Raw genomic sequence first — 26,908 nt, forward strand, 5'->3', positions numbered from 1 at the left:
CACGTCACATCAGTACGCTGCAGGCATTGTTTGTCATCGTCATCCGGCACCACAGGCAGTGCCCATTGCCGGTTTCCCCGCGGCGCGTGCGCCGCCCTTATGCAATCGCACCTACGAGGCGACGGCCGGTTGCTGTTTCCTGATCACATTTGCCGCGCTGCCGGTGCCGTCTTCCCAGAACGACATGCCGGCGTATTGCTGGAACAGATCCGGCGGCAGCACGGTTCGCCGCTGCTGGACCTCCACTTTCGGCCGGACCTTGTGCAGGCCACGTACCCCAAGGGCGGCATCGAACTCCACCGCGTCGTACTGCACGTTGCCGTAGTCATGCTCGAACCACGGCTCGCCGATGAATTCATAAACCAACCGCAGCACCTTGTCCGGGCTGTGCGCCAGCAGGTCGTAATCAACCAGCAGCAGCGAACCTGCGTGCTCGCCGAAATAGGCTTCCTTCAGCGCACTCCAGGCATAGCCAACCAAGCGGTTGCGCTGGGCCAGGGCGTCGACCCGGCTGTAGACGGTATTGCGCTCGACATCGTCATAGAGCTTGGTGTTCTCGAACGGGTTACCGCGGTACAGGCGCTCGATGCTGTCCATGATCCAGGCCACGTTGCGTACGCAGGCGATGACCTTGGCCTGCGGAAACAACTCCTGCAGGGCAGGCATGCGTGCGCACCACTGGCGGTTGGTATCGAAGATGACCGGTTGCGGTTTGTCGGCGTAGTAGTTGTCGAACAGGCCGCGCAGCAGGCGACGGCGCTGGTCCTGGTCGATGACCGGGCCGAACTCGCTGCCGGCGCTGCACTGCCCAAGCACCGAACCGAACAGCGTGCCCAGCGGGCTGCTCATGCCGGCGTGGAAGCGCGGGTTCTGCAGCAACAACGCCGACAGCAACGTTGATCCCGACCGTGGCAGTCCGGAAATGAAGTGGTACTGCGTTGTGGACACCCGTTCGCCCCCTGGCGTGGAACTGTTGCAACACGTTCCTTGTCGCCATGGTTTGCTGCCATGGCCATGCTGGATGTGTCTTTCCTCTCAGCGGATCGTCCGCTGACGATCTCTTGAGCCCTTTACTAGGTAAACCGGAAAAAGCAGGGCAAACCTATCACCGGTTTTTCACAGGTGATAAGTTTTTTTTTGCGGCATAAAGTTGACGCTAATTTTCATTAAAAAATAGTGACGTCTATCACGCCAAATGCGAGCTTGACGGTATTCCGTCCCGCACCTGCGCAGATTTTCAACGTTGTGCGACAAAATGGTGATCTGTTCTGCGCGGCATGCAGGCACACCGGCTGATCTGCTGGCGATGCAGAGACATGGCCTCAAGGCCTTCAGCCCCTCCCCTTTGGCGCAGCCAAGCAGGAAGCTGGAAGGGGGCTTTGCTTGTTGCTTGTGCATGTAGCTTGGGGTCACTGCGAAGAGCACCCCTCCCCAACCCTCCCCTGCGCGTTGCGCAAGGGAGGGAGCAGAGCACTCACTTCGCTGCTTTGCGCTCGGCGATGTAGGCCTGGATCTGCTGCTCCAGTAGCGGCAGCGGCACCGAGCCTTGCTTGAGCACGGCGTCGTGGAAGCCCTTGATGTCGAACTTGTCGCCCAGTTCCTTCTCGGCCTGTGCGCGCAGCTTGACGATGGTGATCTCGCCCAGCTTGTAGCTCAGCGCCTGTGCCGGCCAGGAAATGTAGCGGTCCACTTCGGTGGTGACTTCGTGTTCGCTCAGCGCGGTGTGATCCCGCAGGTAGGCGATCGCGCGGTCGCGGTCCCAGCCGTAGTGGTGCACACCGGTATCGATCACCAGGCGGCAGGCGCGCCACATTTCATAGGTCAGGCGGCCGAAGTCTTCGTATGGGGTCTGGTAGATGCCCATGTCGACGCCGAGCTTCTCGGTGTACAGGCCCCAACCTTCGCCATAGGCGGAGATATAAGCAGTGCGGCGGAACTCGGGCTGGCCGGTCTGCTCGGCGGCGAGTGCGCCCTGCAGGGCGTGGCCCGGGTCGGACTCGTGCAACGTGAGTGCCGGCAGGTTGTACAGCGGCCGCGCCGGCAGGTTGTAGGTGTTGAGCCAGTAGGTGCCCATGCCGCCACGGCCGGCGGTCCAGAACGGGGCGATGTCCGGCGGTACCGGCACGATGGTGAAGCGGGCACGCGGCAAGGTCATGAATTTGCCGATCACGCCGTCCACGCGCTTGGAAATCCACGCCGCGCGCCACAGCAGTTCGTCCGGCGTCTTGGCGTAGAACTGCGGGTCGGTACGCAGGAATTCGAGGAAGTCGGCGAAGCGGGTCTGCTCGCTTTTGCCCTTGAAGCCCACCTTGTCGATGATGGCGTTCATTTCCTGCTGGATGCGGTTCACCTCGGCCAGACCCTGCGCATGGATCTGCTGCGGGCTCAGGTCGAGCGTGGTGTATTCGCGGATCTGCTGGCGGTAGAACTCCTTGCCGCCGGGCATTTTCTCTGCGGCCAGGGTGGTGCGCGACTGCGGCACGTACTCCTGCCGGTAGAAGGTCAGCAGCTTGCCGAAGGCCGGCACCACGCTGCCGCTGATGGCCTGCTTGGCATCGGCCTGCAGCTTGGCCTGCTCGGCGGCGGGAATGCTGTTGGGCAGCTTCTTCAGCGGCTCGTACAGCGGCGACTCGGTCGGGTCCTTCAACTCGGCCACGGTCGAGATGGAGACATCGCGACCTTCCAGCACCGCGCGCGGCACGCTGAAGCCACGGGCAAGGCCGGCGCGCATGTTGACCATCTGCTGGTCGAAGTAGCGCGGCACATCGTTCAAGCGCGCGATGTAGTTGCGGTAGTCGTCCGCGGTCTTCATCTCACGGCGCGCCATGAAACTCAGATTCGACCAGAACGAGGAATCCGAATTGAACGGCATCTCGTAGCTGCCGAGGCGCACTTCATCGGCCAGGCTTTCGACCTGGTAGTGATAGATGGCGTAGTTGATCTGGTTCTCGGCCGAGAGCTTGGCCGGGTCGATGGCCTTGAGCTTGCCCAGCACCTCGTCCCATACCTTCAAGCGCGCCTGCTGTGCGGCGGCACTGACGTCTGGCAGGCGCGTGCTGTTGGCCGGGGCGTCGCTGTCTTCGCTGGCTTCGCCGCCACCGGTCTGGCGCCAGGCCCATTCCTTCTCGTAGATGGCCTTGAACTGGTCATCCAGCGATTGGGTAGCCAGCGCGGCCGGGGCCGACGGTGCGGCGGCAAAGGCCGGGGTGGCGCTCAGGCCAAGGGTGAGCAGCAGCGCAACGGTCAACGGCGATTTCACGATCGGTATTCCCCAGGTGGTTCATTCACCCCGATCATCGCATTGAAGCTGCCGCCCGACCTAGACGGATTCGGGCGGCAAACCGCCGGATTTGGGCATAGTCGCCCGCTCAGTGATCGGCTTTGTCGCGCTGCCAGCCGCGGTGCTTGATGTCCAGGCGCAGGCTGTAGAGCGCGGTGAACGCCGGGAACAGGTTCTGCACCACACCCACCGCATCCTGCTTGGACGAGAACAGGAAGTAGCTCAGCGTCATCAGGCTGCCGAGCACGCTCATGTACCAGAACAGGCGCGGGATCACCGGCTTGCCGGCGCGCCGCGAGGCGACGAACTGCACCAGCCAGCGGCCGCCGAACATCAACGCACCGGTCAGGCCGATCAGCTTCCACGGCGACATGTGCACGCCGGTCCACTCCAGCCACACCAACGGTTGGTTCATGAAATCCATGTTCAGACCTCTTCCACCGCGGTGCGCTTGGAACGGGTGATCAGCCAGGCCACACCGCGCAGGTCACGGATACCTACCAGCGCGCGGCCAAGGTTGTTGTATTTGGACACACCGGCGGTGCGATGGCGGTGGTTGACCGGCACGCTCACCGTCTTCCAGCCGGCACGCTGCATCAGCGCCGGCAGGTAGCGGTGCATGTGGTCGAAGTACGGCAGGTCGAGGAAGGCAGCGCGTTCGAACAGTTTGATGCCGCAGCCGGTGTCCGGGGTGTCATCGCGCAGCATGCGCGCGCGGATGGCGTTGGCCCATTTGCTGGCCCAGCGCTTGCTGCCCGAATCCTGGCGGTTGACGCGCCAGCCGGCGAACAGCCTGACCTGCGGTTCGGCCCCGGCACGTGCGCCCAGCAGCTTGGGGATATCGGCCGGATCGTTCTGGCCGTCGCCATCGAGGGTGGCGATCCACGGCGCGCGAGCGGCCTTGACGCCGGTGCGCACTGCCGTGCTCTGGCCGCTCTGGCTGACATGGTGCAGCACCCGCAGCTCCGGGTTTGCCGCCTTCAGCGCCTGCAGCACCTGCAGGCTGTCGTCCTTGGAGTTGTCGTCGACGTAGACGATCTCGAAATCGATCTGGCCGCGCAGCGCGGCGGTGATTTCATTGACCAGCGGGGTGACGTTGTCACGTTCGTTGAAGACGGGAACAACCACTGAAAGGCTGGGCTGGTTCATTGCGGTTTCCGCAGGTTGTGCATTTGAGGAAAGGTCACGCATTTTCCAAAACTCAACTTAGCGGAAGGTGAGTCAGGGGCGTAACCCGTAGTAGTTGCGGCACCACTCCACCACCGGCGGCAGGCCCAGTTCGATCGGCGTATCCGGCGCGTAGCCGAAGGCGGCCTGGGCGCGCGAGGTATCGGCCATGGTTTCCACCATGTCGCCCGGCTGCATCGGCTTGTAGACCTTGTGCGCCGGTTGCCCCGCGGCCGAGGCGATCACGTCGATGAAATGTTCCAGCTCCACCGGGGTGTGGTTGCCCAGGTTGAACACCTGGTGGGGTGTGGCCTGGGTGGAGGGATGCGACAGCGCCCCGAGGATACCGGCGACGATGTCAGAAACATGTGTGAAGTCGCGCCGCATGTGGCCGTTGTTGAACACATCGATGCTGCGCCCGGCCAGCACCGCGCGCGAGAACAGCAGCGGCGCCATGTCCGGCCGGCCCCAGGGGCCATAGACGGTAAAGAAGCGCAGGCCGGTGGCCTTCAGGCCGTACAGCTGCGCATAGGTATAGGCCATCAACTCATTGGCGACCTTGGTGGCCGCGTACAGCGAACGCGGCTGGTCCACGCGCTGGTCTTCGGAGAACGGCGGCGTCGCCGAGTTGCCATACACCGAGCTGCTGGACGCATAGACCAGATGCTGCACACCACGGTGACGGCACAGTTCCAGCATGTTGACGAAGCCAACCAGGTTGCTTTCGACGTAGATGTGCGGGTTTTCCAGCGAATAGCGCACGCCGGCCTGCGCGGCCAGGTGGATCACCTGCGTGGGCTGGATTTCATCGAACAGCGCGGCCAGGCCGTCACGGTCGGTGAGGTCGAGCGTGCGCAGGTCCAGCTGCGGGCACAGCGCCGCCACTCGGTCGCGCTTGAGCTGCGGATCGTAGTAGTCGTTGTAGTTGTCCAGCCCGACCACACGCTCGCCGCGTGCGATCAGGGCCTGGCAGGTATAGGCGCCAATGAAACCGGCGGCACCGGTGACGAGTATGGTCATGCACTGCTCCGCTTCATTGCCACCAACATCATCCTGCCTCACCACAAGGTGAGCGGCGCGTCCTTGGCCAGGGTTTCCTTGCGTTCCTTGCTGTACGCCCACCACGGCTGCGGCGCGTCGCCACCCATGAAGCGCACCACCGACAGGAAGACGTCGATCACGCAGGGGTCGTGCACCACGCCGGTCTTCAGGCATAGCTGCGCATACATATCGTAGGGATCACGCCCGCGCAGGTGCGCGGGAACCCGGATTCCGATCAGACGGAGATCCTTTTCACAGGCCGGCCCGACATTCGGCAGGTCGGTCAGACGCAATAGATGATTGCGGTCGACCTTGGTGGGGTTCATTGCCTTGCATGCACCTCGTTTGGGAAGAACTGCGTCAGCCGTTCTGGCGGACGCGCAGCCGCTCCAGCACGCCATCGAGCGTGTCCAGGTCGGTGTAGTGGATGACCAGCTTGCCCTTGCCGCCGCGGCCGTGGCTGATCGCCACTTTCGCGCCCAGCGATTCGGACAGCTCGGTTTCCAGCGATGCGATATCGGCCTGCGGCGCGCTCGGCGACGGCTTGGCCTTGCGTGCGCCCGGTACCTTGCCGGCGGCGAACTGCTGCGCGCGGTGCTCGACTTCACGCACCGACCAGCCCTGCTCGGCGGCTTCTTCGGCCAGCTTGGTGGCCAGTTCCGGCGCCAGCGTCAGCAGCGCGCGGGCATGGCCCATTTCCAGGCGGCGGGTTTCCAGCAGCACGCGCACGCCGATCGGCAGATCGATCAGGCGCAGCAGGTTGGACACCGAGGCGCGCGAGCGGCCAACGGCCTGGGCGGCTTCGGCGTGGGTCAACGTGAACTCGCTGACCAGGCGCGCCAGCGCTTCGGCTTCTTCGAGCGGATTGAGGTCTTCGCGCTGGATGTTCTCGATCAACGCCATCGCGATGACGGTGCGGTCTTCCAGTTCACGCACGACCGCCGGCACTTCCTCCAGCCCGGCCAGGCGCGAGGCGCGCCACCGGCGTTCACCGGCGATGATTTCGTAGCGGCCGCCTTCGATCTGGCGAACCAGAATCGGCTGGATGATGCCCTGCGCCTTGATCGAGTCAGCCAGTTCGGCCAGCTTGCCCTCGTCCATGTCGCGACGCGGCTGGTACTTGCCCGGCTGCAACTGGTCGATGGGCAGCTTGCGCAGCACCTCGCCGGGTTGCGGCTCGGCGACGGCAGCGACGGTGACCGGGGTTACTGCGCCCTTCGGGCCCAGCAGGGCATCAAGACCACGGCCAAGACCGCGCTTTTTCGCTGCACTCATCAGACAGCCTCCACGGCCCGGGAGGGCTGCTTGCGTTCACTGTTGCGGCGGATGATCTCGCCGGCCAAACCCAGATAGGCCACACCACCGCGCGAGGCGCGGTCGTAGCCGACGATGCTCTGGCCATGGCTGGGCGCCTCGGCCAAGCGCACGTTGCGCGGCACGATGGTGCGGAACACGCGGTCACCGAAGTATTCGGTGAGCTGCGCCGACACCGCGTTGGCCAGGTTGTTGCGCACATCGAACATGGTGCGCAGCACGCCTTCGATTTCCAGCGCCGGGTTGAGATTGATCTTGAGCGCGTCGATGGTCTCGACCAGCGCACTCAAGCCCTCCAGCGCGTAGTACTCGCACTGCATCGGCACGATCACCGAGTCGGCGGCGGCCAGCGCGTTCAGCGTCAGCAGCGACAGCGCCGGCGGGCAGTCGATCAGGATGTAGTCGTATTCATCGCGGACCGGCGCCAGTGCGCGCTTGAGGCGCTGCTCGCGCTCGCTCTGGTCCATCAGCTGGATCTCGGCGGCGGTCAGGTCGATGTTGCCCGGCAGCAGGTCGAAGCCTTCCGGCGTGGTGACGCGCACCTCGGCGGCGGTGATCTCGCCCAGCAGCAGGTCACAGGTGGACGCTGCCACTTCACGTTTATCCACGCCACTGCCCATGGTCGCGTTGCCCTGCGAGTCCAGGTCGACCAGCAGCACGCGTTTCGGTGCAGCGGCAAGGGAAGCAGCCAGATTGACAGCCGTCGTGGTCTTGCCGACGCCGCCTTTCTGGTTGGCGATGGCGATGATGCGAGCCATGCAGGAGAGCCTCGTTGGCGAAGTTGGACTGGTCATTATGGGGGTAGCGGCGCGTAGGCGGAAACCGGTTTCCGGGTAACGGGCGGCTTTTGCTGGCAAAGCCCCCTGCCGAGCATGGCTCGGCACTACCGCTTTACCCCCCTGCCGCTTGCGGGAGAGGGGTTGGGGTGAGGGCCGCTTTTGACCTTGGCCGGTAAAGCCCCTGCCGAGCATGGCTCGGCACTACCGCTTTAGCCCCCTCCCTTTGGCGAAGCCAAGGGGAGGGCTGGGGAGGGGTAGCTTCCGGCCTTGGCTGGTAAAGCCCCAGCCGAGCATGGCTCGGCACTACAGATCTAGCCCTTGCGCTCCACCACCACCAGATGCCGGTCACCGACCAGCCCCGGCACCTGCAGCGGGCGCACTTCCAGCATCTGCCAACCGGCCGGGAGCTGGGCGATCTCTTCGTGCGGGTACACACCCTTCATCGCCAGCAGCTGGCCGCCGGGACGCAGCAGATGACCGCCAACCTCGATGATGCCGGCCAGCGTATCCATGGCACGGGCGGTGAGGTTGTCGTAAGCACCCGGCTCGGCCAGCGCTTCGGCGCGGGATTCAGCCACGCGGGCATTGCTCAAACCGAGCTGGCGCACGGCCTCACGCATGAAGCGGGCCTTCTTGCCGTTGCTCTCGACCAGGGTCACCTGCAGCTGTGGATGGGTGATCGCCAGCGGAATGCCCGGCAAGCCAGGGCCAGTGCCCAGATCGGCCAGGCTGCCGCTGCTGACATGCTCGGCCATGGCCAGCGAGTCGAGCAGATGGCGGGTCACCATTTCGCGTGGATCGCGGATGGCAGTGAGATTGTAGGTGCGGTTCCAGCGCACCAGCAGGGTCAGGTAGGCCAGCAAGGGCTTGGCCAAAGCGGCGTCCAGACCCATGGCCTTCAAGCCGTGGTCGAGGTCGCTGGCGACTTCGCGCGGGAGAGTGGTGTCGTTCATGGCAGGGATTATCGCAGGAGTGGCGCTTTTGGCCCCCTCCCTTTGGCGAAGCCAAGGGGAGGGTTGGGGAGGGGTGCTCTGGATCTGGCTTTTGATCTGCCGCGCACGGCAAGAGCAACGGCAACAGCTACCCCTCCCCAGCCCTCCCCTACGCTTCGCGCAAGGGAGGGAGCAAAACCACCCCTCCCCGGCCCTCCCCTTGGCCTACGGCCAAAGGGAGGGAGCACGGCACTACAGCGGGTACCAGGCCAACGCAGCGCGGAAATCCTCCGTCGCCTGCCACTCATATAGATGCCAGCGTGTCGCATCGCCCAGGCCCGGATCGCACCACACCAGCTGCAAGGCCCCCGCCGCATCCGGCGCGAAGCGCAGCTTCTCCAGCCCGAACGAAATGCCATGCCCGTGCGCCTTCAGCAGCGCCTCCTTGGCGCACCACACGCGGAAGAACCAGTGCTCACAGCCGCTGTCGTCCAGTGCATCCAGCCAGGCAATCTCCTCCGGATGGAAGAAACGACGGATCACCTCGCGCATCTGCTTGCGTGGCCGCTGCCGCTCCAGGTCCACGCCCAGGCGTGCCCCCTCGCCCAGCGCCACCAGCAGATGCCCGCCGCTATGGCTCCAACCGGTGCCGTAATGCGCCAGTTCGCCGATCAGCCACGGCCGGCTGCGCTCATCGCGGGTCAGCGGCAAGGCTGCGGGCGTGGTATCGAAAACACCGGCCAGCACCTCGCGGGCCTGCGGCTCACCGCGGGTGCCGGGGGTATGCGGCAACAGCCACACGTCCACCGGACCAAACCGCCAATGGCTTGCCTTTGGGCTCATGGTGAACAGGTTCCTGCCCGGACAAACATGTTCTTAACGCCACTACGCGTTGACTGTCGCCACCGCACCTTTCGGGGTGCTTCACGGCAGGGAGGTTCGCGCATGGGCATCATCATCTGGTTGATTATTGGTGGCGTCGTGGGTTGGCTGGCCAGCATCATCATGCGCCGCGATGCGCAGCAGGGCATCATCCTGAACATCGTGGTGGGCATCATTGGCGCCATGATTGCCGGCTTCTTCTTCAGCGGCGGCAGCATCAATGGCGCGATCACCGTGCGCTCATTCCTGCTGTCACTGGTCGGCGCGGTGGTACTGCTGGCCATCGTCAATCTGTTCACACGCAAAAGCGTGCGTTAACCGTTCTGGCGCCGATTCGACCAAGGCCCGGCTGGCAACAGCCGGGCTTTGTTGTTTCAGCCCTGTGCCAGCTGCACCCACGCCGGGGCGTGATCGCTGGGGCGTTCCCAGGTGCGTGGCTCACGGTCGATGCCGGAGGCGACAGCGCGCGGCTTGAGCGCATCGGAGACCAGGGTCAGGTCGATGCGCAGGCCAAGGTCACGACGGAAACCGGCCGCGCGGTAATCCCACCAGCTGAAGACGCCGGCTGCGTCGTTATGCAGGCGGAAAGCGTCGTGCAGGCCCAGATCCAGCAGTTTCTGCAGCGCGCCGCGCTCGGCGGTGGAGGTGAGGATGTGGTCACCATTCCACACCGCCGGGTCGTAGACATCGCGGTCATCCGGCGCGATGTTGAAATCGCCCATCACCACCAACTGCGGGTATTTTTGCAGCTCGGCAGCCACCCAGGCGTGCACGGCCTCCAACCAGCGCAGCTTGTAGGCGTACTTGTCGGTGCCCACGTCCTGGCCGTTGACGACATACAGATTGATGATGCGCACGCCGTTGACGGTACCGGCGATCACTCGCTTCTGCTCGTCCTCGAAACCGGGAATGCCGATCTGCACGTCGTCGATCGGATGCCGCGACAGCAGCGCCACGCCGTTATAGGTTTTCTGCCCGGCGAACACGTTGCGGTAGCCCAGCTCCAGCAGCCGCGTATCGGGGAACTTGTGGTCCTCCAGCTTGGTTTCCTGGATGCCGACCACGTCGGGGGCAAAGTCGGCCAGCCACTGTTCCAGGTGCGGCAGGCGGACATTGAGCGAATTGACGTTCCACGAAGCGATTTTCATGCAGGGGATTCTAGCCGGGGCAGGTCAAGTTGGCCCTACTTCCAAGCTGAAGACCGCAGCGATCAGCCGCCTCCCTCGCACCGAAGGTGCAGGGGAGGGTTGGGGAGGGGTGCTTTGGCTTTGGCTTGTAGGCAACAGCGCAAGCAAAGTCAAAAGCTCCCCTCACCCGCCCCTTCGGGGCACCCTCCCCCGCAGGCGGGAGAGGGGACGGCGATGGTTTCCTGCGCTTCGTGGGTCACCCCACCCGCCAAACCCCGCAAACCACAACAAAACCTATCGGGTGAATGTCGGGGAATACACTTTTTCAGCGTTCCGATTCGCGCAGACTGCCTCTCAAAGTGAGGGGAAGCCATGCGTAGCAAGCTGTTTGTGCCCGGCGCACGTCCGGAACTGTTCGACAAGGCCTTGGCCAGTGCGGCCGATGCCCTGTCCTTCGATCTGGAGGATTCCGTCCCCGAGGCTGGCAAACAGGCGGCGCGTGCGGCCATCGCCAGCTTCCTCGCCCGTGCCGACGTGCTTGCCAGCAACAAGCTGTTGATCGTACGTACCAACGCCACCGACAGCCCGCATTTCGCCGCCGATCTGGCCGCGATGGCGGTGCCCGGCCTGTGGCTGCTCAATATCCCCAAGGTGGAATCGGCCGCACAGGTGCGGCAGGTGGTGGTCGCGCTGGAACGCGCCGAGGCCGCCAATGGCGTGACCCGCCCGATCGGCCTGCTGCTGAACATCGAAACCCCGCGCGGGCTGCGTCTGGCCGCTGAATTGGCTGGCGCGCATCCGCGAGTCGCCGGCCTGCAGTTGGGCCTGGGCGATCTGTTCGCGCCCAATGGCATCGCCCGCACGCCGGCCAATGTGCATGCGGTGCTGTTCGCGGTGAAAATGGCCGCCACCGAAGCGGGCGTGTTCGCCTGTGACGGGGCTTGGCCGGATGTGGCCGATGCCGAGGGCTTCCGTACCGAGGCCATGCTCGCGCAGCAGTTGGGCTATATCGGCAAGAGCTGCATCCATCCGCGCCAGGTGGGTCAGGCCAATGTGATCTTCAGCGTGGCCGAGGCCGAGCTGGACGAAGCACGGCGCATTGTTGCCGCCGCGCAGGCGGCCAGCGATCTGGGCCGCGGTGCGTTCCTGTTCGAGGGACGCATGATCGATGTGCCCTACCTGCGCCGGGCCGAAGCCCTGCTCGCCGGCGCCCTGCGCGCCTGATCTTTCCATCTGGCGGTTCGCCGCCACGCCGTTCATTACCGGGATTCCATCCATGCCCACGCCCATGGCCACCGCGCTCGCCGCGCTGTCGCACCGCTTCTCGCTCGGCTTCCGTCTGCTCGTCATCACCACTTTGCTGGCACTGGCCGGCACCGCGGCCGCCGACGAGAGTTTGAATGCAGTGAAGCCCGGCTCGCTGCCGGCCCTGCCGGAGGCCGCCTCGGTGCAGCAGCTGCTGGATGTCGACGGCCGCCTGCTGGCCCGCTCCGGCGACAAGGCATGGCTGTTGGACAAGAACGGCAAGGCGTGGACGTCGGCCACCGGCATCAGCAACGAGCCCGTGCAGGACATCGTTCGCAACGGCGACAAAACCTGGGTGCTGACCGGCCCGGATGCGAGCCACAGCAATCAGCTGCAGCAGCTCACCCTCAAGAGCGAAACGCTGGGCAAGGGCCAGTCCCTGGCACTGCCGACGCCGTTGAGCAATGCGCATGCAGCCGCCCTGGATGGCGCACTATTCGTAGCCGGTGTCGACGATAGCGGCGTCACCCAGCTGTATAAAAAACCGGCCGATGCCGCGCAATGGCAGCCACAGCCGATCTGGCCGGGCGCTGCCGCAGTCGTCGCCCTGCAGGCGCAGAAAGGCGCGCTGTACGCGGTGGTCGGCAACAACGGCGCGCAGCAGCTGCTGCGCTGGAACGCAGAGAAGGGTTGGCATCAGCTGCCCGCCATCGGTGGCGACGTTGTCCCGGGTTCGCTGCGTGCACTCGGCCAGGCGCACTTGTTGATGCAGGTGACCGACGCGGTTGGCAGCAGCCACGCGCGTACCTTCCACACCATCACCAGCGCCTGGGCCGACCTGGCCGATACCGATGCCAACGCACCGCTGGCCAGCGCCAGCTGGGGCAATGGCCTGGCCTGGGCGAATGCCGATGGCAGCCTGCATACCTTTGAACTGCAGAGCGGCAAGCACCTGCTGGGTTGGATGGACTGGGCGGTGATCATCATCTACCTCGGCGCGATGCTGGGCATGGGCGCCTACTTCTACTTCCGCGAAAAGCGCGCCAGCACCGCCGACTTCTTCGTCGGTGGCCGCAGCATTCCGTTCTGGGCAGCGGGCGTGAGCTTGTACGCCACCAACACCAGTTCGATCAGCTTCATCGCCATTCCGGCCAAGGCCTTCGAGACCAACTGGCAGTACCTGACCAACAACCTGATCGCGGTGCTGGGCCTGATGTTCGTGGCGGTGTGGATCGTGCCGCTGCTGCGTCGCCTGGATCTGATGAGCGTGTTCTCCTATCTGGAAACCCGCTTCCATCCGGCCATCCGCATGCTCGCCAGCGCGCTGTGCATCGTCATGCAGATCGGCGCGCGCATGAGCGTGGTGCTGTTCCTGCCGGCGCTGGCCATCGCCACCATCACCGGCATCAGCGTGGTGTGGAGCATCATGATGATGGGCGTGTTCACCATCCTCTACACCGCGATGGGCGGCATGAAGGCGGTGATCTGGACCGACTTCGTACAGGTGATCGTGAAGATGGGCGGCGCGATCTTCGCCATCCTGTTCATCGTGTGGACGCTGAAGGGCGGCTTCGGTGAGTTCGTCGCCACCGCGGCGATGGAAGACAAGACCAAGCTGTTCGATTTCAGCTTCGACCTGACCAAGGCCACGGTGTGGGGCTTCATCTTCCTGGTCGTGTTCGACGTGGTGCTGACCTTCCCCAAGGACCAGGTGCTGATGCAGCGCACCCTGGCCACCAAGTCGGACAAGGAAGCCGGCCGTTCGATCTGGGCGTTCGCCGCGATCATGATCCCGGGTGGCTTCATCTTCTACGGCATCGGCACTGCACTGTGGGTGTTCTACAAGAACAACCCGCAGCGCCTTGACCCGCTGCTGCCGATCGACGCGACCTTCCCGCTGTTCATCGCCGCCGAGCTGCCGCCGGGCGTCACCGGCCTGATCATCGCCGGCGTGTTCTCTGCGGCGATGGCGACCTTGTCGAGCATCATGAACAGCGTGGCGACATTGATCTCGGTCGACTTCTACGAGCGCATCGCCAAGAACCCGACCCCGCGCAAGAGCGTGCTGTTCGCCGAGATCTCGACGGTGTTGGTCGGCCTGACCGCGATTGGCCTGGCGCTGATCATGACCCGCTACGACATCCACTCGCTGTTCGACGTGTCGATCGAACTGGCCGGCCTGCTCGGCGGCGGCTTTGCCGGTGCCTATACGCTGGGCATGTTCACCCGCCGCGCCAACTCGGCCGGCGTGGCAATCGGTGTCGCCTCCAGCATCGTGCTGACCTTCGTGGCCTGGTGGTACAGCCTGGTGCACCCGTACTTCTACCTGGCCATCTCGATCTTCCTGTGCATCGTGATCGGCTATGTGGCCAGCCTGTTCTTCCCGGCCCCGAACCGTTCGCTGAAGGGCCTGACCATCTACAAGCAGGACGCGGTGTGAAGGCGGGCCTGCGCGCCGCCGCGGCCTTGATCGGCGGCGGCGTGGCGCCAGATCCGGCAAAGACCATGACGTTGGTCGGATCGCGCCGCCGCGCCCGCTGGTGTAGTTTGGCGCGCAGCTGAGAGGTCTAATCGCGTGGAAACCCAGTTCCTCAATACCTTCGTCACCGTGGTCGACCGTGGCTCCATGGCCGCGGCGGCCCGCCTGCTGCACATCACCCCGGCCGCCGTCGCCCAGCAGATCCGCACGCTGGAACGCGAGCTGGGCGCGCCGCTGATCGCCCGCGCCGGCCGCACCGTCAGCGTCACCGAGGAAGGTGCGCGCATCCTGCAGCGGGCGCGCGACCTGCTGCGTGGCGTGGCCGACCTGCGCAGCGTCGCCAACGAAAGCGGCATGGCCGGCGAACTGCGGCTGGGCGCCTGCCCTACCGCGCTGGGCGGGCTGGTGCCGGACATCCTGGCGCGGATGGTGGCCAAGTTCCCCGAGATCAACGTCTTCATCAAACCCGGTTACTCGGCCGACCTGTATGGCGCGGTGGAATCGGGTGACCTGGATGCGGCGATGGTGCTGCAGGCACCGTTCTCGCTGCCCAAGACCTGCGACTGGCAGCTGCTGCGCGAAGAGCCGCTGGTGGTGCTGGCACCGGCGCGCCTGGCCGGCGCGGATCCGCACCAACTGCTGAGGGAAGAGCCGCTGATCCGCTACGACCGCCACGAATGGGGTGGCCGCCAGGCCGACGAATACCTGCGCAAGGCAGGCATCGTGCCGCGCGAACGGTTCGAGCTGAACGCGCTGAATGCGATTGCGGTGATGGTTGACCGCGGTTTGGGTGTGTCGCTGGTGCCGGATTGGGCCAAGCCGTGGCCGGAAGGAATTTCGGTGGTGCGCATTCCGCTGCCCGAGCCCAGCGAGCCACGCCGTATCGGCATGGTCTGGTCGCGCTCCTCGGTGCGCCTGCGCCAGGTCAATGTGCTGCTGGACGAGGCGCGTACGGCGTTGTTGCAGCCTACCGACTGAGCGCAATGCCCGTGTAGTGCCGAGCCATGCTCGGCAAGGGCCTTCCCGGTCCTGTTGGATTTCCTGGTAAGGCCTCTGCCGAGCATGGCTCGGCACTACAGGTCGGTTGTCCGGCAATGCCGCTGCAGGCGCCGTCACCCAATCGCAACAAACCCTAGGCTTTGAACATACACAGGTGCGCTTCTATCGCGCCGGGGCCCCGCCTAGGCTTCGCCCAACGTCGGAGTTGCGCCCGGTGCCCGCATGGTCGGGGACCGAAATCAACAAACGGCAGGATCAAAGGGGCGCTAGTCCCCATCGCATTTTGGCTCTGCCGGCTCCCAGGCCGGTCGCGTCACACATTCAAACCTGGGGGAGAGAACAACATGATCAAGCCACTTTCGGCCGCCATCAGCGCCGTGCTGCTCGCCAGCGCGATGAGCCCGGCCTTTGCACAGGACGCTGGCGATGCCGCCACCACGCTGGACCAGGTGATCGTCACCGGTACCCGCACCCCGGTTGCCATCGACAAGGTTCCGGGTGCTGTCACCCTGATCAGCCCGGAGCAGGTGCAGCGCACCTTGAACCTGACCGAAGACGCCACTGCCGTGCTCGCACGCATGGTGCCGGGCTATTCCGAATCCTCGCAGGCGATGAGCAACTCCGGTGAGACCCTGCGCGGTCGCGTCGCGCTGCGCCTGTTCGACGGCGTGCCACAGGGCTCGCCGCTGCGCGAAGGCAGCCGCAACGGCACCTTCACCGACATGGGCGTGATCGGCCGGATCGAAGTCATCAACGGCCCGTCCGCCGCTGAAGGCATCGGCGGCGCCGGTGGCGTGATCAACTACCTGTCCAAGAACCCGGACGTGGCTGGCCACGAAACCACCGTGACCACCCGTTACAGCAGCCAGTTCAAGGACGACAGCGCGCAGTCCAAGATCGGCGTCACCCACGCCTTCAAGGGCGACGCGGTCGACTACCTGATCAGCGGCGCTTACATCGACCGTGGCATCTCCTACGACGGCAACGGCCGCCGCGTTGGCCTGAACACCTCCGGTTCGCTGTCCGATTCGTACAGCAAGAACCTGTTCATGAAGGGCGGCTACAACTTCGGCGAAGGCCAGATGCAGCGCATCCAGGCCAGCTACAGCAACTTCCACATCGGCGGCAAGCACAACTACATTCCAGTGGAAGGTTGCCGTGCCGGTGACCTCGGCTGCACCAAGCCGACCACCAATACCGCCGAAAAGGGCTCGATTGCTGGTTCGCTGGCCGAGTTCAACGACTTTGAACAGTTCGCGGTCAAGTACACCAATGCCGATTTCTTCGGCGGCGACCTGAGTGTTGATGCGTACTGGGCCGAGCAGGCCATGCGTTACGTGCCGGAAAACGGCGACGACCGCCAGCTGACCAAGCCGGCCCCCACCGATGACGCCCTGCGCATCTGGGACCAGTCGGAAATCAACAGCGAGAAGAAGGGCCTGCGCTTCGGCTACGCCTACGGCGACCTGTTCAAGGTGGAAGGCCTGCGCCTGCGTGCCGGCCTGGACCTGGTGGAAGACACCGCCGAGCAGCGCCTGGCGTTGACCAACCGCCTGTGGGTGCCGCCGATGAAGTACACCAGCATCGCGCCGTACGCGCAGCTGAGCTGGGACATCGGCCCGGTGACGCTGGATGCCGGCATCCGTCGCGAAGACGGCCAGCTGGAAATCGACAGCTACACCACCGTTGCCTTCCGCGACCACACCCCGGTGCAGGGCGGCAAGATGGATTACAAGGCCAACATGCCCAACTTCGGTGCGATCTGGCGCATTACCGACCAGTGGTCGGTGTTCGCTTCGTACTCCGAAGGCTTCGGCATCGCCAACGTCGGCATCCCGCTGCGCAACATCCAGGCCAGCAGCCCGTGCAAGGCCGTGTCCTGCATCGCTGATCTGCAGCCGCTGATCACCGAGAACAAGGAAATCGGCTTCAACTGGCGTGGTGCCCAGGGCCAGATCGGTGCATCCGTTTACCGCTCGACCTCGGACTTCGGCTCCACCCTGACCATCGACAAGGCCACCGACGACTTCATCCTGACCCGCGCACCGGTCGAGATCGAGGGCTTCGAGTTGAACAGCGCCTGGACCTTCAACGAGCAGTGGAAGGCCAGCTTCCTGTACTCGCGCATCCGCGGCCAGACCCAGTACTACCCGGGCTCAGGCCTGAAGAAGGAAATGGGCATCCTCGACATCTCGCCGGACAAGGTGAATGCCTCGGTGACCTGGACCCCGAACGACGACCTGAGCGCAACGCTGGGCGTGAGCAAGACCTTCAGCCGCGACCTGCGCGAGACCTTCGTCAACCCGGCCAACAATGCCGTCTACAAGAACGAAGAGAACACCTATGGCTACGCGCTGTGGGACCTCAGCGTGAACTACGACATCGGCCGTTACGGCCAGCTGGCACTGGGCGTCGAGAACCTGTTCGACAAGCAGTACGTGCTGACCTGGTCGCAGCTGCCGGGCTGGCAGAACTACTTCTCCGGCCGTGGCCGGATGGTGTCGCTGACCCACACGTTCAAGTTCTGATAGCTGCAGTTTGAAAGCGGCGCCACAGGCAACTGTGGCGCCGTTTTTGTTTGTTGTTTGTGGTTTGTAGGAGCGGCGTCAGCCGCGAAGCTGGAAAAAGCAACCGCTCCCGCACATCCTGCAATTGCAAACATCTCGGCGCCGGAACGATGGCCTGCTTCGCGGCTGACGCCGCTCCTACAAGAGCAACGGCCAGCGGCAACAAGAGAACCTTTCTTGTTGCACCGCAAGAAAAAACCGCAGCTTTCTTCAAGCAACAAAACCTCACGTCTGAAGCAAGGCCCCCCGCCTTCAATGCCCTCCTGTGCACGCCTAGGCTGCTGTTGTCGGGGAGTTGCGTCGGGAGGGATGCAGCAGCCAACAGAAGTATCGGAATGCCGCAGCCCGCGGCAGCAGTTCATGCACGTCTTATCTAAAACAAAAACGAGATAAACACCATGAAGAAGGTACCGGTAGCGTTGGGGGTTCTGGTTCTGGCCGCGGCGATCAGCAGCAGCGTGCAGGCCCAGCAGATGCAGGCAGCAAACGAAGAAGACAGCCGCAGCGCCGACAAGCGCGCGCAGGACAAGAAAGCCACTGAGCTCGACCGGGTCATCGTCACCGGCGTACGCGCGCCCAAGGCGGTGGACAAGATCCCCGGCGCCATCACCATCATCACCCCAGAAGAGATCAAGCAGTCGCTGATCATCACCGAGGACAACACCGCGGTTCTGGCACGCACCATTCCCGGCTATGCCGAGTCCTCGCAGGCAATGACCAACTCCGGTGAGTCGCTGCGTGGGCGCATTCCGCTGCGCCTGTTCGACAGCATCCCGCAGGGTTCGCCGCTACGCGAAGGCACCCGCAACGGTACCTTCACTGACATGGGCGTGATCGGCCGCATCGAAGTGATCAACGGCCCATCCGCCGCCGAAGGCATCGGCGCCACCGGTGGCGTGATCAACTACATCTCCAAGGTGCCGGAACAGATCGGCAGCGAGACCACCATCAATGCGCGCTACCAGACCCAGTTCAACGACGACAGCGTCGGTTGGAAGCTGGGCCTGAGCCATGCGATCAAGCAGGACAATTACGACTTCCTGGCCAGCGTCTCGCAGCTCGAGCGCGGCATGGCCTATGACGCCAAGAACCGCAGCATCGGCATGAATTCCAGTGGTTCGCTGGCCGATTCGCAGTCGCGCAACCTGTACATGAAGGGCGGCTACAACTTCGGCGAGGACGGCGAACAGCGCCTGCAGGCCACGTACAGCAACTTCAACATCGGCGGCAATGGCGACTACATCCAACTGGTCGGCTGCAAGGGCCCGAACGACTGGCCGCCCTGCGACACGCCGGTGCCGAATACCTCGATCAAGGGCCACATCGACGGCCAGCGCGATGCGCTCAACAAGTTCATCCAGTACAGCCTGCAGTACACCCACAGCGATTTCTACGGCGGCACGCTCGACCTGGTCGGTTACCAGGCCAAGCAGGGCATGCGCTTCCTGCCGGAGAACGGTGCCGACCGCCAGCTGGTGAAGCCGGCACCGGCCGATGATGCCGACCGCATCTTCGACCAGTCCGAGATCCAGTCGCGCAAGAAGGGCCTGCGTACCTCGTGGACGCGCCCCAGCATCTTTGGCGTGGACGGATTGGAGCTGCATACCGGCGTGGACTTCGTGCAGGACGTGGCCGAGCAGCGGCTGGTGATGACCGACCGCGTATGGGTGCCGCCGATGGATTACAGGAGCGTTGCCCCGTATGCGCAGCTGTCCTGGGATATCGGCCCGGTCACGGTCAGCGGCGGCTTCCGTCGCGAGAACGGCGAGCTCGACATCGACAGCTATACCACCGTCGCCTACCGCAACAATTCGTTCGTCGAAGGCGGCACCCTGGACTACACCGCCAACCTGCCCAACCTGGGTGCGATCTGGCGCATCACCGATGAGTTCTCGCTGTTCACCGCCTACAGCAAGGGCTTCACCCTGCCCGACATCGGCATCCCGCTGCGCAACGTGAATTACCCGGGCCAGACCGTGGCCGGCATCCTCGACCTGCAGGCGATCATCGTCGACAACATCGACATCGGCTTCAACTGGCGCGGTTCGCGCGGTGCACTGAGCGGCAGCTGGTACCACTCCACCTCCGACTTCGGTGCATCGCTGGAAGTGGACCCGCTGACCAGCGACTTCATCATGACCCGCGCGCCCACCGACATCAAAGGCATCGAGCTCACTGGCGAATTCCGCTTCACCGACACCTTCAAGATCACCGGCCTGTACACGCACCTGCGTGGCTACACCTCGTTCTGGGGCCCGGACCCGCAGGGCCGCTACGATGCAGGTCCGATGAAGAAACCGCTGGGCATCTTCGATGCGACGCCGGACAAGATCAACGTCGCGCTGGTGTGGAAGGCGTTGCCCAACCTCGACGCCACGCTCGGTGCCAGCATGTTGCGCGACCGCCACCTCACCGGCTCGGCAGTCCGCGAATACGACGGTGAAGAATTCGACTACGACGAAAAGATCAACGGCTACACGCTGTGGGATCTGGGCGTGAACTATGATTCGGGGCGCTTCGGTACGTTCTCGCTGGGCGTGGACAACCTGTTCAACAAGTACTACATCCTCAGCGGCTCGCAGGGCGATGGCTGGCAGAACTACTGGGCCGGTCGCGGCCGCGTGGTGTCGCTGAGCTATTCGTATACGTTCCGCTGATGAACGCAGGAGTGCCCGCCATGCATCAACCAATCGCAACACCGCGCAGCCATCGCTGGCTGCGCCGTGGCGCCGCACTCCTGCTGTGTCTGTGCGCACCGCTGCTGCACGCTGATGAGCGCTGGCAGCGGCTGGATGGTTTCCTGCAGGCCAGCACCGCACCGGGCCAGTTCCCGGGCGCGGTGGCGCTGGTCGAGCACGATGGCCGCATCGTGTTCCAGCAGCACTACGGCCACGCCGACAGCGCTGGCCACCGGCCACTGCAGGCCGACAGCATCTTCCGCATCTATTCGATGACCAAGCCGGTGACCTCGGTCGCCGTGCTGATGCTGCTGGAGGAAGGCAAGCTGTCGCTGGACGATCCGCTGGCGCGTTATCTGCCCGAGTTCGCCAATCGTCAGGTCGTAACCGGTGGCGACGTGCAGCATCCCCAGACCGAAGCCACGTCGCGGGCGATCACCCTGCGCCACCTGCTCACCCATACCAGTGGCTTCGCAGCGGCATCGGATACACATCGGGTAGCAACCAAACTGCTGACCGCGGCCGATGTCGACAGCGCGACCTCGCTGCAGGACGTTGCACGCCGCCTGTCCACGCTGCCGTTGGCCGATGCGCCCGGCACCCACTTCCATTACGAAGGCAGCAATACCGAGCTGCTGGCGCGCGTCGTCGAGGTGGTCAGCGGGCAATCGTTCGCGCAGTTCCTGCAGCAACGCATCTTCAGCCCGCTGGCGATGCACGACACCGGCTTTGAAGTGCCGTTGGCGCAGCGTGGCCGCGTGGTCGAGCTGCCGACCAGTAACGACGATGGCAGCCTGCGCGTGGCCGACACGCTCAGCGCGCGCAATCCGGGCGTGCGTCTGAAGGGCTACGACAGCGGTGCCGGCGGCCTGTATTCCACCGCTGCCGACTACCTGAAGTTCGCCCACATGCTGCTTGATGATGGCCGCAGCGGGAAGCAGCAGCTGCTCTCGCGCAAGACTGTCGATCTGATGATGAGCGACCAGCTCGGTGGCTTCGAACCAGCCATCAGCAGCTATGGCGCGGGCGAAGGCTTCGGCCTTGGCGGCTATGTCATCACCAACCCGGCTTACCGCGGCAAGCTCGGCAGCGTCGGTCAGTTCGGCTGGTCCGGTGCGGCATCCACGTACTTCACCATCGACCGCAAGGAGAAGCTGGTGGCCATCCTGCTGATGCAATACCTGCCCAGCGGCGACAAAGCCCTCGCCTCGCCTTCCACCCGTTTCTACAACCTCGTTTACCAGGCTATTCCATGAGTTCCACCGTTCTTGTCGCCGGCTCGGCCAATCTCGATTTCGTGGTGCGTGCAGCGCATGTGCCGGCACCGGGCGAGACCGTGCTCGGCCGCGAATTCCGTACCTTTCCCGGTGGCAAGGGTGCAAACCAGGCCGTGGCCTGCGCGCGTGCCGGTGGCGCTGACACACAGATGCTGCTTGCCCTGGGTACCGATGATTTCGCCAAGCCAATTGAAGCCTCGTTGAACGACGCTGGCGTGCTGCTGCATGCCGTGCGCGATGCGCAGCTGCCGACTGGCACCGCCTTCATCTGCCTTTCCGATGATGCCGAGAACGCGATCACCGTCGCCCCCGGCGCCAATATGGCCTTGCTGCCCGAACACCTGCCGTCACTGGATGGCGTGCAATGGCTACTGTTGCAGCTGGAGTCGCCACTGGCCTCGGTGCAGGCCTACGCAACAGCCGCCCGTGCCGCCGGGGTGAAAGTTGCCTTGAATGCCGCGCCTGCGCAGGTATTGCCGGCCGAACTACTCGCACAGCTGGACATGCTGATCGTCAACGAAGGCGAGCTCGATGTGGTTGCCGACAACCCGCCGGATCTGGCCACCGGCTTGGCGCATCTGGATGTTCCCTGCGTGATCGTCACCCTAGGCGCGCGCGGCTGCCTGGCCCGCATCGATGGCGAGATCCTGTTGCAACCAGCGTTCTCGATCTCGCCGGTAGATACCACCGCCGCCGGCGACACCTTCTGCGGCACCTTGATTGCCCTGCTCGCCCGCAATGCGCCGCTGCAGCAGGCCCTGCTCGCCGCCAGCGCTGCTTCAGCACTGACCTGCACTCGTCTGGGTGCACAATCCAGTATTCCCGAACATGCCGAAGTACAGGCGCTGCTGGCTGATGCCAGCCGCCTGCCCGGCACCGACGCCCATGCCGCGCTTGCGGCATGGTGCGCGCTGTAACCGTTACGCCTCCCCCCGTTTTTGTTGGATGACTGCCATGACCTCCCCCTACCCCGCCCCCGATTACGACAACGATTCCCCCGATCATGGGCGTGAGGTGATCCACACCGAGTACAAGTTCTCGCACGTCACCACCGGCCGCTACCTGCCCACCCCGGGCAAGGCACCGGCGTGGCCGTTCGCCGATATCGGCAGCTGGATGATCGATGCCAATGCCAGCGCCGCCGATTGGTTGACCGAGCTGAAGGACTGGCGCCAGGAACACCTGGTGCGTATCGGCTACACCGACGTCAACTACCGTCGCCCGGAACTGCAGTGGGCGCAGCGCAACTTCGTGCACGCGCAGATGATGGTCGAGGACCGCTATTTCTTCGACGTGGAAACCGCGCAGTACACCGTCGACAAGTACCTGGACGATCTGATCGAACGCTTCGGCGGCCTGGACTCGGTACTGATCTGGTACATCTACCCGAACATCGGCATCGACGACCGCAACCAGTTCGATCTGGCGCACACGCTGCCAGGCGGCCTCGAAGGTTTGACCGCCGCGGTAAAGGCGTTCCAGAAGCGCGGCGTGCGCGTGTTCCTGCCCGCCAAGCCGTGGGACCACGGCACCCGCGATCCGGGCGTGACGCATTGGGATGGCTTGGCTGAGATCATCAAGGCCACCGGCGCGGACGGTATCAACGGCGACACCTTCAACGGCGTGCCGCGCGCGTTCTTCGACGCCTGCGATGCCAACGGCAACCCGGTGGTGGTGCAGCCCGAATCGACCATCAGCTCGGAAGAGCAGCTGATCTGGAACGTGCAGAGCTGGGGCAAGAAGGCGCCCGACGGCCCGGTGCCGCCGGTGTCCAAGTGGAAGTGGCTGGAGCCGCGCCACATGGTCAATTACGAAAACCGTTGGGGGCGCAACCGCAACCACGACCTGCAGTACTGCTTCTTCAACGGCATCGGCTACAACGCCTGGGAGAACATCTGGGGCATCTGGAACCAGTTCACCGCGCGCGATGGTGAAACCCTGCGCCGCATCGCTGCCATCTACCGCCAGTTCCCGGCGCTGATCGTGGCGATGGATTGGGAGCCCTACCAGGTCTGCTACCAGGGCGGCATCTTCGCCAGCAAGTTCCCGGTCGAAGGCCAGTGCCTGCACACGTTCATCAACCGCAACGAGTACGCAGTCAACGGTGAGCAGATCGGCCTGCCGCATGTGGACGGCACCCGTTACTACGATGTCTGGCACGGCGTGGAGCTGTCGCCGGCCGTGCGTGATGGCGTGGCCATCATCGAACTGCCGATGGAAGCGCGTGGCTTTGCTGCGGTGCTGAGCGTGCAGCCGGGCACTGCGGTCGACGGTCTGGACGCATTCCTGGCCGAAGCCACAAAGCGCGCCGAACAGCCGCTCAACAGCTTCTCCGGCGCCTGGAAGGCAATCCCGCAGCAGCTGCGCGAGATTCCCGCCACCACCGCGCAGGCTGCCGCGCCGCAGGGCATGGTCACCATCCCGGCTGGCGAATTCGTGTTCGCAGTCGGCGGCATCGAGATCGAAGGCTTCAACTGGGCCGGCCAGGACGTGCAGTTCCCGTGGGAAGACTGCCCGCGTCGCCATCACCGCAAGCTGATGCAGATGCCCGCGTTCCATATCGATCGGCATCCGGTCACCAATGCGCAGTTCAAGGCCTTCATCGATGCCACCGCGTATCACCCGGCCGATGACATCAACTTCCTCGCCCATTGGGTGGATGGCGCACCGCGCGCCGGCTGGGACAACAAGCCGGTGATCTGGGTGTCGTCGGAAGATGCGCGCGCCTACGCCGCGTGGGCCGGCAAGCGCTTGCCGCACGAATGGGAATGGCAGTACGCCGCGCAGGGCAACGATGGCCGAACCTATCCGTGGGGCAACGATTGGGACCAGAGCCGTGTGCCGCAGGTCAACCGTGGCCGCCGCCTGCTGGCCCCGGCCGATGTCGATGCGCATCCGCAGGGCGCCAGCCCGTTCGGCGTCGAAGATCTGGTCGGCAACGTGTGGCAGTGGACCGATGAGTTCGTCGACGAGCACACCCGTGCGGCGATCCTGCGCGGTGGCTCCAGCTACCAGCCGCAGACCTCGCATTGGTATTTCCCGCAGGCCTACCGCCTGGACCAGCACGGCAAGTACCTGCTGATGGCCCCGGCCAAGGACCGCAGCGGCATGCTCGGCTTCCGTTGCGTGGTGGACGCGGCATGACCGCGGCCATCACCAGCGGCCAGCAGCTGGTCACACCAGCTGCGGTGAAGCTCGATGGGGTGTTTGGGCAGATGCTGGCGGCCAACCGCAGCGGCCGCCTCAGCCACTTCATCGTCGATGAAGCCAGCCCGTCGATCAGCATCTTCGGCCAGGCGCACAAACAGCAGAACCAGGAAGGCGATTGGTACGGCGAGCACGCCGGCAAGTGGCTGTCGGCCACCGCGCGCGCAGTCGCACAGGGCAGCCAGCCCGAGCTGGAAGCCAACCTGCGCCGCGTCGCCGATTGGCTGATCAGCCAGCAGGATGAGGACGGCTATCTCGGCAACTACGCCGCCGACCGCCGCTTCACCGTGCCGCAGCCGCCAAAGCCCGAGAGCTGGAACGGCGAACCGGCGCTGCGCACCTGGGACATCTGGACCCACAGCTACCTGATCCTCGGCTTCCTCGAAACCTGGCGTGCGCTGGGCGATGACAGTTACCTGCAGGCCGCGCGGCGCATCGCCGACCTGTGCTGGCAGGCGCTCGAATCGGGCATCGACATCACCACGCTGGGCAACCACCACGGCATGTCGGCGACGGTTCTGCTGGACCCGGCCGCCGACCTGTACCTGGTCACCGGCGAGCCGCGTTACCTGGCGCTCGCCGAGAAGATCCTGCAACAGGCCAACGCCAATCCGCGCCTGGCCCTGCTCGACAAGGGCATCGCCAACGAAGATGCGGCCTTCATCGCCACCGGCAAGGCTTACCAGCTGTCGTGGAATCTTGTTGGTCTGGCCAAGCTGTACAAGGCCACCGGCAAGGCCGATTACAAGCTGGCCATCGACAACCTGTGGAACAACATCCGCGAGCAGCACCTGACCCTGGGCGGCGGCCCGTGGGGCGGCGTCGCGCATCGTTCGCGCGAAGTGTTCAACGCACCGCGCACCTTCTTCCCGCAGGCCTATGTGGAAACCTGCTCGGTGCTGGCGTGGATGCAGCTCAACCGCGAGCTGCTGGCCATCAGCGGCCACGCGCGTTACGCAGACGAGCTGGAACGCACCGCCTACAACGACCTGCTGGCGGCGATGGCACCGAACGGCGAGGACTGGTGTTACTACACCTTCCCCAACGGCAAGCGTGTGCATACGACGTACTGGCGCTGCTGCAAGTCGTCCGGCGCGATGGCGGTGGAAGAGCTGCCGCAGATCGCCTATGGCGTCGCTGCCGACGGCGGCCTGCGGGTGAACCTGTACGGTGCCGGCGAAGCCACGCTCAATCATGCAGACGCTGGCAAGGTGGTGCTGCAGCAGCAGACCCGCTATCCATTCAATGGCGATATCAGCCTGCGGGTGATGCCTGAACAGAGCGCCAGCTTCAGCATCGGCCTGCGCATCCCGGCCTGGGCTGAAGACGCACGCATCCAGGTCAACGGCGTCAACGTGCCAGTGCAGGTCGCTGCGGACGGTTACGTGCAGCTGCAGCGCCAGTGGCAGGCCGGTGACCTGGTCACGGTACAGCTGCCGATGCAGCCGCAGCTGCACCGCGCCGCCAACATCAACGTGCAGGAATCGCGTGCACCGGACGGTTCACCGGTGGCGCAGGAAGTGCTGCGCTGGGAATACGTCGGCTTGAGCTACGGCCCGCTGGTCTATGCGACCACGCTGATCGATGGCTTCAAGACAGACGAAACCGTGAAGCTGCCGGAAGGTGATCCTTCGCGCTGGCTGCAGGTAGGCCAGGACGAAGGTGAAGGCGCGCCGGTGACGATGCAGCTGGAGTGCCGCGCGCCGCTGGTGTTCGAGCCCTACTACCGCTGTGGTGGCCGCGAACACGACGTCTGGCGCCTGAGCTGGCTGTCGCTGGCCCCGCAATAAGCCTGTCACCGCTGCCTGTCACCAGAAACTGTGAAGGCAGCGGTGGTTTTGAAGGCGATGACACCGCGATACCTGCTTTTTGTCCTCGCTGAAAATACCCGCACGATATGTTTCTTCCCATCCACCGGGAGGAAACTGCAATCA

At 64.5% G+C, this 26,908-nt stretch carries 21 protein-coding genes; 10 read left to right on the forward strand and 11 right to left on the reverse strand.

Translation table 11 applies throughout. The annotated features are described in order from the left end of the window. Positions 1-111: 111 nt before the first annotated feature. The 10 genes from ACVOLS_RS07570 to ACVOLS_RS07615 form a co-directional block, all read right to left on the reverse strand. A complete protein-coding gene (locus tag ACVOLS_RS07570) occupies positions 112-948 on the reverse strand; it encodes a sulfotransferase family protein (protein WP_481545107.1) in 837 nt (278 codons plus the stop codon). Between the two features lie 526 nt (positions 949-1,474). Further along, complete coding sequence (locus ACVOLS_RS07575; protein WP_481545108.1) at positions 1,475-3,259, reverse strand: DUF885 domain-containing protein; 1,785 nt, start codon at positions 3,257-3,259, stop codon at positions 1,475-1,477. Between the two features lie 109 nt (positions 3,260-3,368). Beyond that, on the reverse strand, positions 3,369-3,704 hold the full coding sequence (locus ACVOLS_RS07580) for a lipid-A-disaccharide synthase N-terminal domain-containing protein (protein ID WP_481545109.1): 336 nt from the start codon (positions 3,702-3,704) through the stop codon (positions 3,369-3,371). A gap of 2 nt (positions 3,705-3,706) precedes the next feature. Continuing rightward, complete coding sequence (locus ACVOLS_RS07585; RefSeq protein ID WP_481545110.1) at positions 3,707-4,429, reverse strand: glycosyltransferase family 2 protein; 723 nt, start codon at positions 4,427-4,429, stop codon at positions 3,707-3,709. 72 nt (positions 4,430-4,501) lie between these two features. Beyond that, positions 4,502-5,467, reverse strand: a complete 966-nt coding sequence (locus ACVOLS_RS07590; RefSeq protein WP_481545111.1) for an NAD-dependent epimerase/dehydratase family protein — start codon at positions 5,465-5,467, stop codon at positions 4,502-4,504. Positions 5,468-5,505: 38 nt separating this feature from the next. Next, complete coding sequence (locus ACVOLS_RS07595) at positions 5,506-5,814, reverse strand: helix-hairpin-helix domain-containing protein (RefSeq protein WP_296250089.1); 309 nt, start codon at positions 5,812-5,814, stop codon at positions 5,506-5,508. A 34-nt stretch (positions 5,815-5,848) separates the two neighbouring features. Further along, the gene (locus tag ACVOLS_RS07600; protein ID WP_481545112.1) at positions 5,849-6,763 is read right to left on the reverse strand and encodes a ParB/RepB/Spo0J family partition protein; all 915 of its coding nucleotides are present in this window, start codon (positions 6,761-6,763) and stop codon (positions 5,849-5,851) included. Further along, positions 6,763-7,560 (reverse strand): ParA family protein, encoded by a 798-nt coding sequence (locus ACVOLS_RS07605; RefSeq protein ID WP_481514985.1) that lies wholly within the window; start codon positions 7,558-7,560, stop codon positions 6,763-6,765. The genes ACVOLS_RS07600 and ACVOLS_RS07605 overlap by 1 nt, the downstream gene beginning before the upstream one ends. 332 nt (positions 7,561-7,892) lie before the next feature. Beyond that, complete coding sequence (gene rsmG, locus ACVOLS_RS07610) at positions 7,893-8,534, reverse strand: 16S rRNA (guanine(527)-N(7))-methyltransferase RsmG (protein ID WP_481545113.1); 642 nt, start codon at positions 8,532-8,534, stop codon at positions 7,893-7,895. A gap of 231 nt (positions 8,535-8,765) precedes the next feature. After that, positions 8,766-9,356, reverse strand: a complete 591-nt coding sequence (locus ACVOLS_RS07615; RefSeq protein ID WP_481545114.1) for a 4'-phosphopantetheinyl transferase family protein — start codon at positions 9,354-9,356, stop codon at positions 8,766-8,768. A gap of 102 nt (positions 9,357-9,458) precedes the next feature. On the opposite strand from ACVOLS_RS07615, the gene ACVOLS_RS07620 reads away from it, so the two are divergent. Beyond that, positions 9,459-9,713: a GlsB/YeaQ/YmgE family stress response membrane protein gene (locus tag ACVOLS_RS07620; protein WP_481531951.1), complete on the forward strand. Its 255-nt coding sequence runs from the start codon at positions 9,459-9,461 to the stop codon at positions 9,711-9,713. A 56-nt stretch (positions 9,714-9,769) separates the two neighbouring features. Here the strand turns inward: ACVOLS_RS07620 and xth are convergent, their stop codons facing one another. Continuing rightward, positions 9,770-10,543: an exodeoxyribonuclease III gene (gene xth / locus ACVOLS_RS07625; protein ID WP_481545115.1), complete on the reverse strand. Its 774-nt coding sequence runs from the start codon at positions 10,541-10,543 to the stop codon at positions 9,770-9,772. 351 nt (positions 10,544-10,894) lie between these two features. On the opposite strand from xth, the gene ACVOLS_RS07630 reads away from it, so the two are divergent. The 9 genes from ACVOLS_RS07630 (at position 10,895) to ACVOLS_RS07670 (ending at position 26,764) form a co-directional block, all read left to right on the forward strand. After that, positions 10,895-11,746 carry an HpcH/HpaI aldolase/citrate lyase family protein gene (locus ACVOLS_RS07630; RefSeq protein WP_481545116.1) on the forward strand — a complete coding sequence of 284 codons (852 nt, stop codon included), beginning with the start codon at positions 10,895-10,897 and terminating at the stop codon, positions 11,744-11,746. A 52-nt stretch (positions 11,747-11,798) separates the two neighbouring features. Beyond that, positions 11,799-14,207, forward strand: a complete 2,409-nt coding sequence (locus ACVOLS_RS07635; RefSeq protein ID WP_481545117.1) for a sodium:solute symporter family transporter — start codon at positions 11,799-11,801, stop codon at positions 14,205-14,207. A 135-nt stretch (positions 14,208-14,342) separates the two neighbouring features. Next, a complete protein-coding gene (locus ACVOLS_RS07640) occupies positions 14,343-15,224 on the forward strand; it encodes a LysR family transcriptional regulator (protein WP_481545118.1) in 882 nt (293 codons plus the stop codon). Between the two features lie 365 nt (positions 15,225-15,589). Further along, positions 15,590-17,773 carry a TonB-dependent receptor gene (locus ACVOLS_RS07645; protein ID WP_481545119.1) on the forward strand — a complete coding sequence of 728 codons (2,184 nt, stop codon included), beginning with the start codon at positions 15,590-15,592 and terminating at the stop codon, positions 17,771-17,773. A 437-nt stretch (positions 17,774-18,210) separates the two neighbouring features. Next, positions 18,211-20,469, forward strand: coding sequence for a TonB-dependent receptor (locus ACVOLS_RS07650; RefSeq protein WP_481545120.1), 2,259 nt, complete (start codon positions 18,211-18,213; stop codon positions 20,467-20,469). Positions 20,470-20,489: 20 nt separating this feature from the next. Beyond that, complete coding sequence (locus ACVOLS_RS07655; protein ID WP_481545121.1) at positions 20,490-21,746, forward strand: serine hydrolase domain-containing protein; 1,257 nt, start codon at positions 20,490-20,492, stop codon at positions 21,744-21,746. Beyond that, positions 21,743-22,684 carry a ribokinase gene (locus ACVOLS_RS07660; protein WP_481545122.1) on the forward strand — a complete coding sequence of 314 codons (942 nt, stop codon included), beginning with the start codon at positions 21,743-21,745 and terminating at the stop codon, positions 22,682-22,684. The genes ACVOLS_RS07655 and ACVOLS_RS07660 overlap by 4 nt, the downstream gene beginning before the upstream one ends. A 37-nt stretch (positions 22,685-22,721) precedes the next feature. Next, positions 22,722-24,911, forward strand: a complete 2,190-nt coding sequence (locus ACVOLS_RS07665; protein WP_481545123.1) for a formylglycine-generating enzyme family protein — start codon at positions 22,722-22,724, stop codon at positions 24,909-24,911. Next, on the forward strand, positions 24,908-26,764 hold the full coding sequence (locus ACVOLS_RS07670; protein WP_481545124.1) for a glycoside hydrolase family 127 protein: 1,857 nt from the start codon (positions 24,908-24,910) through the stop codon (positions 26,762-26,764). Before ACVOLS_RS07665 ends, ACVOLS_RS07670 begins: the two co-directional genes overlap by 4 nt. Positions 26,765-26,908: the final 144 nt, after the last annotated feature.

It is taken from the genome of Stenotrophomonas sp. STEN038, from assembly GCF_056759895.1.

Bases quoted from the DNA above. Each gene is read 5' to 3' on its own strand.
- ACVOLS_RS07590 (WP_481545111.1), bottom strand. From the start codon at position 5,467: ATGACCATACTCGTCACCGGTGCCGCCGGTTTCATTGGCGCCTATACC.
- ACVOLS_RS07620 (WP_481531951.1), top strand. From the start codon at position 9,459: ATGGGCATCATCATCTGGTTGATTATTGGTGGCGTCGTGGGTTGGCTG.
- ACVOLS_RS07585 (WP_481545110.1), bottom strand. From the start codon at position 4,429: ATGAACCAGCCCAGCCTTTCAGTGGTTGTTCCCGTCTTCAACGAACGT.
- ACVOLS_RS07660 (WP_481545122.1), top strand. From the start codon at position 21,743: ATGAGTTCCACCGTTCTTGTCGCCGGCTCGGCCAATCTCGATTTCGTG.
- ACVOLS_RS07615 (WP_481545114.1), bottom strand. From the start codon at position 9,356: ATGAGCCCAAAGGCAAGCCATTGGCGGTTTGGTCCGGTGGACGTGTGG.
- ACVOLS_RS07580 (WP_481545109.1), bottom strand. From the start codon at position 3,704: ATGGATTTCATGAACCAACCGTTGGTGTGGCTGGAGTGGACCGGCGTG.
- ACVOLS_RS07600 (WP_481545112.1), bottom strand. From the start codon at position 6,763: ATGAGTGCAGCGAAAAAGCGCGGTCTTGGCCGTGGTCTTGATGCCCTG.
- ACVOLS_RS07605 (WP_481514985.1), bottom strand. From the start codon at position 7,560: ATGGCTCGCATCATCGCCATCGCCAACCAGAAAGGCGGCGTCGGCAAG.
- ACVOLS_RS07655 (WP_481545121.1), top strand. From the start codon at position 20,490: ATGCATCAACCAATCGCAACACCGCGCAGCCATCGCTGGCTGCGCCGT.
- rsmG (WP_481545113.1), bottom strand. From the start codon at position 8,534: ATGAACGACACCACTCTCCCGCGCGAAGTCGCCAGCGACCTCGACCAC.
- ACVOLS_RS07665 (WP_481545123.1), top strand. From the start codon at position 22,722: ATGACCTCCCCCTACCCCGCCCCCGATTACGACAACGATTCCCCCGAT.
- ACVOLS_RS07670 (WP_481545124.1), top strand. From the start codon at position 24,908: ATGACCGCGGCCATCACCAGCGGCCAGCAGCTGGTCACACCAGCTGCG.
- ACVOLS_RS07595 (WP_296250089.1), bottom strand. From the start codon at position 5,814: ATGAACCCCACCAAGGTCGACCGCAATCATCTATTGCGTCTGACCGAC.
- xth (WP_481545115.1), bottom strand. From the start codon at position 10,543: ATGAAAATCGCTTCGTGGAACGTCAATTCGCTCAATGTCCGCCTGCCG.
- ACVOLS_RS07645 (WP_481545119.1), top strand. From the start codon at position 15,590: ATGATCAAGCCACTTTCGGCCGCCATCAGCGCCGTGCTGCTCGCCAGC.
- ACVOLS_RS07630 (WP_481545116.1), top strand. From the start codon at position 10,895: ATGCGTAGCAAGCTGTTTGTGCCCGGCGCACGTCCGGAACTGTTCGAC.
- ACVOLS_RS07650 (WP_481545120.1), top strand. From the start codon at position 18,211: ATGAAGAAGGTACCGGTAGCGTTGGGGGTTCTGGTTCTGGCCGCGGCG.
- ACVOLS_RS07635 (WP_481545117.1), top strand. From the start codon at position 11,799: ATGCCCACGCCCATGGCCACCGCGCTCGCCGCGCTGTCGCACCGCTTC.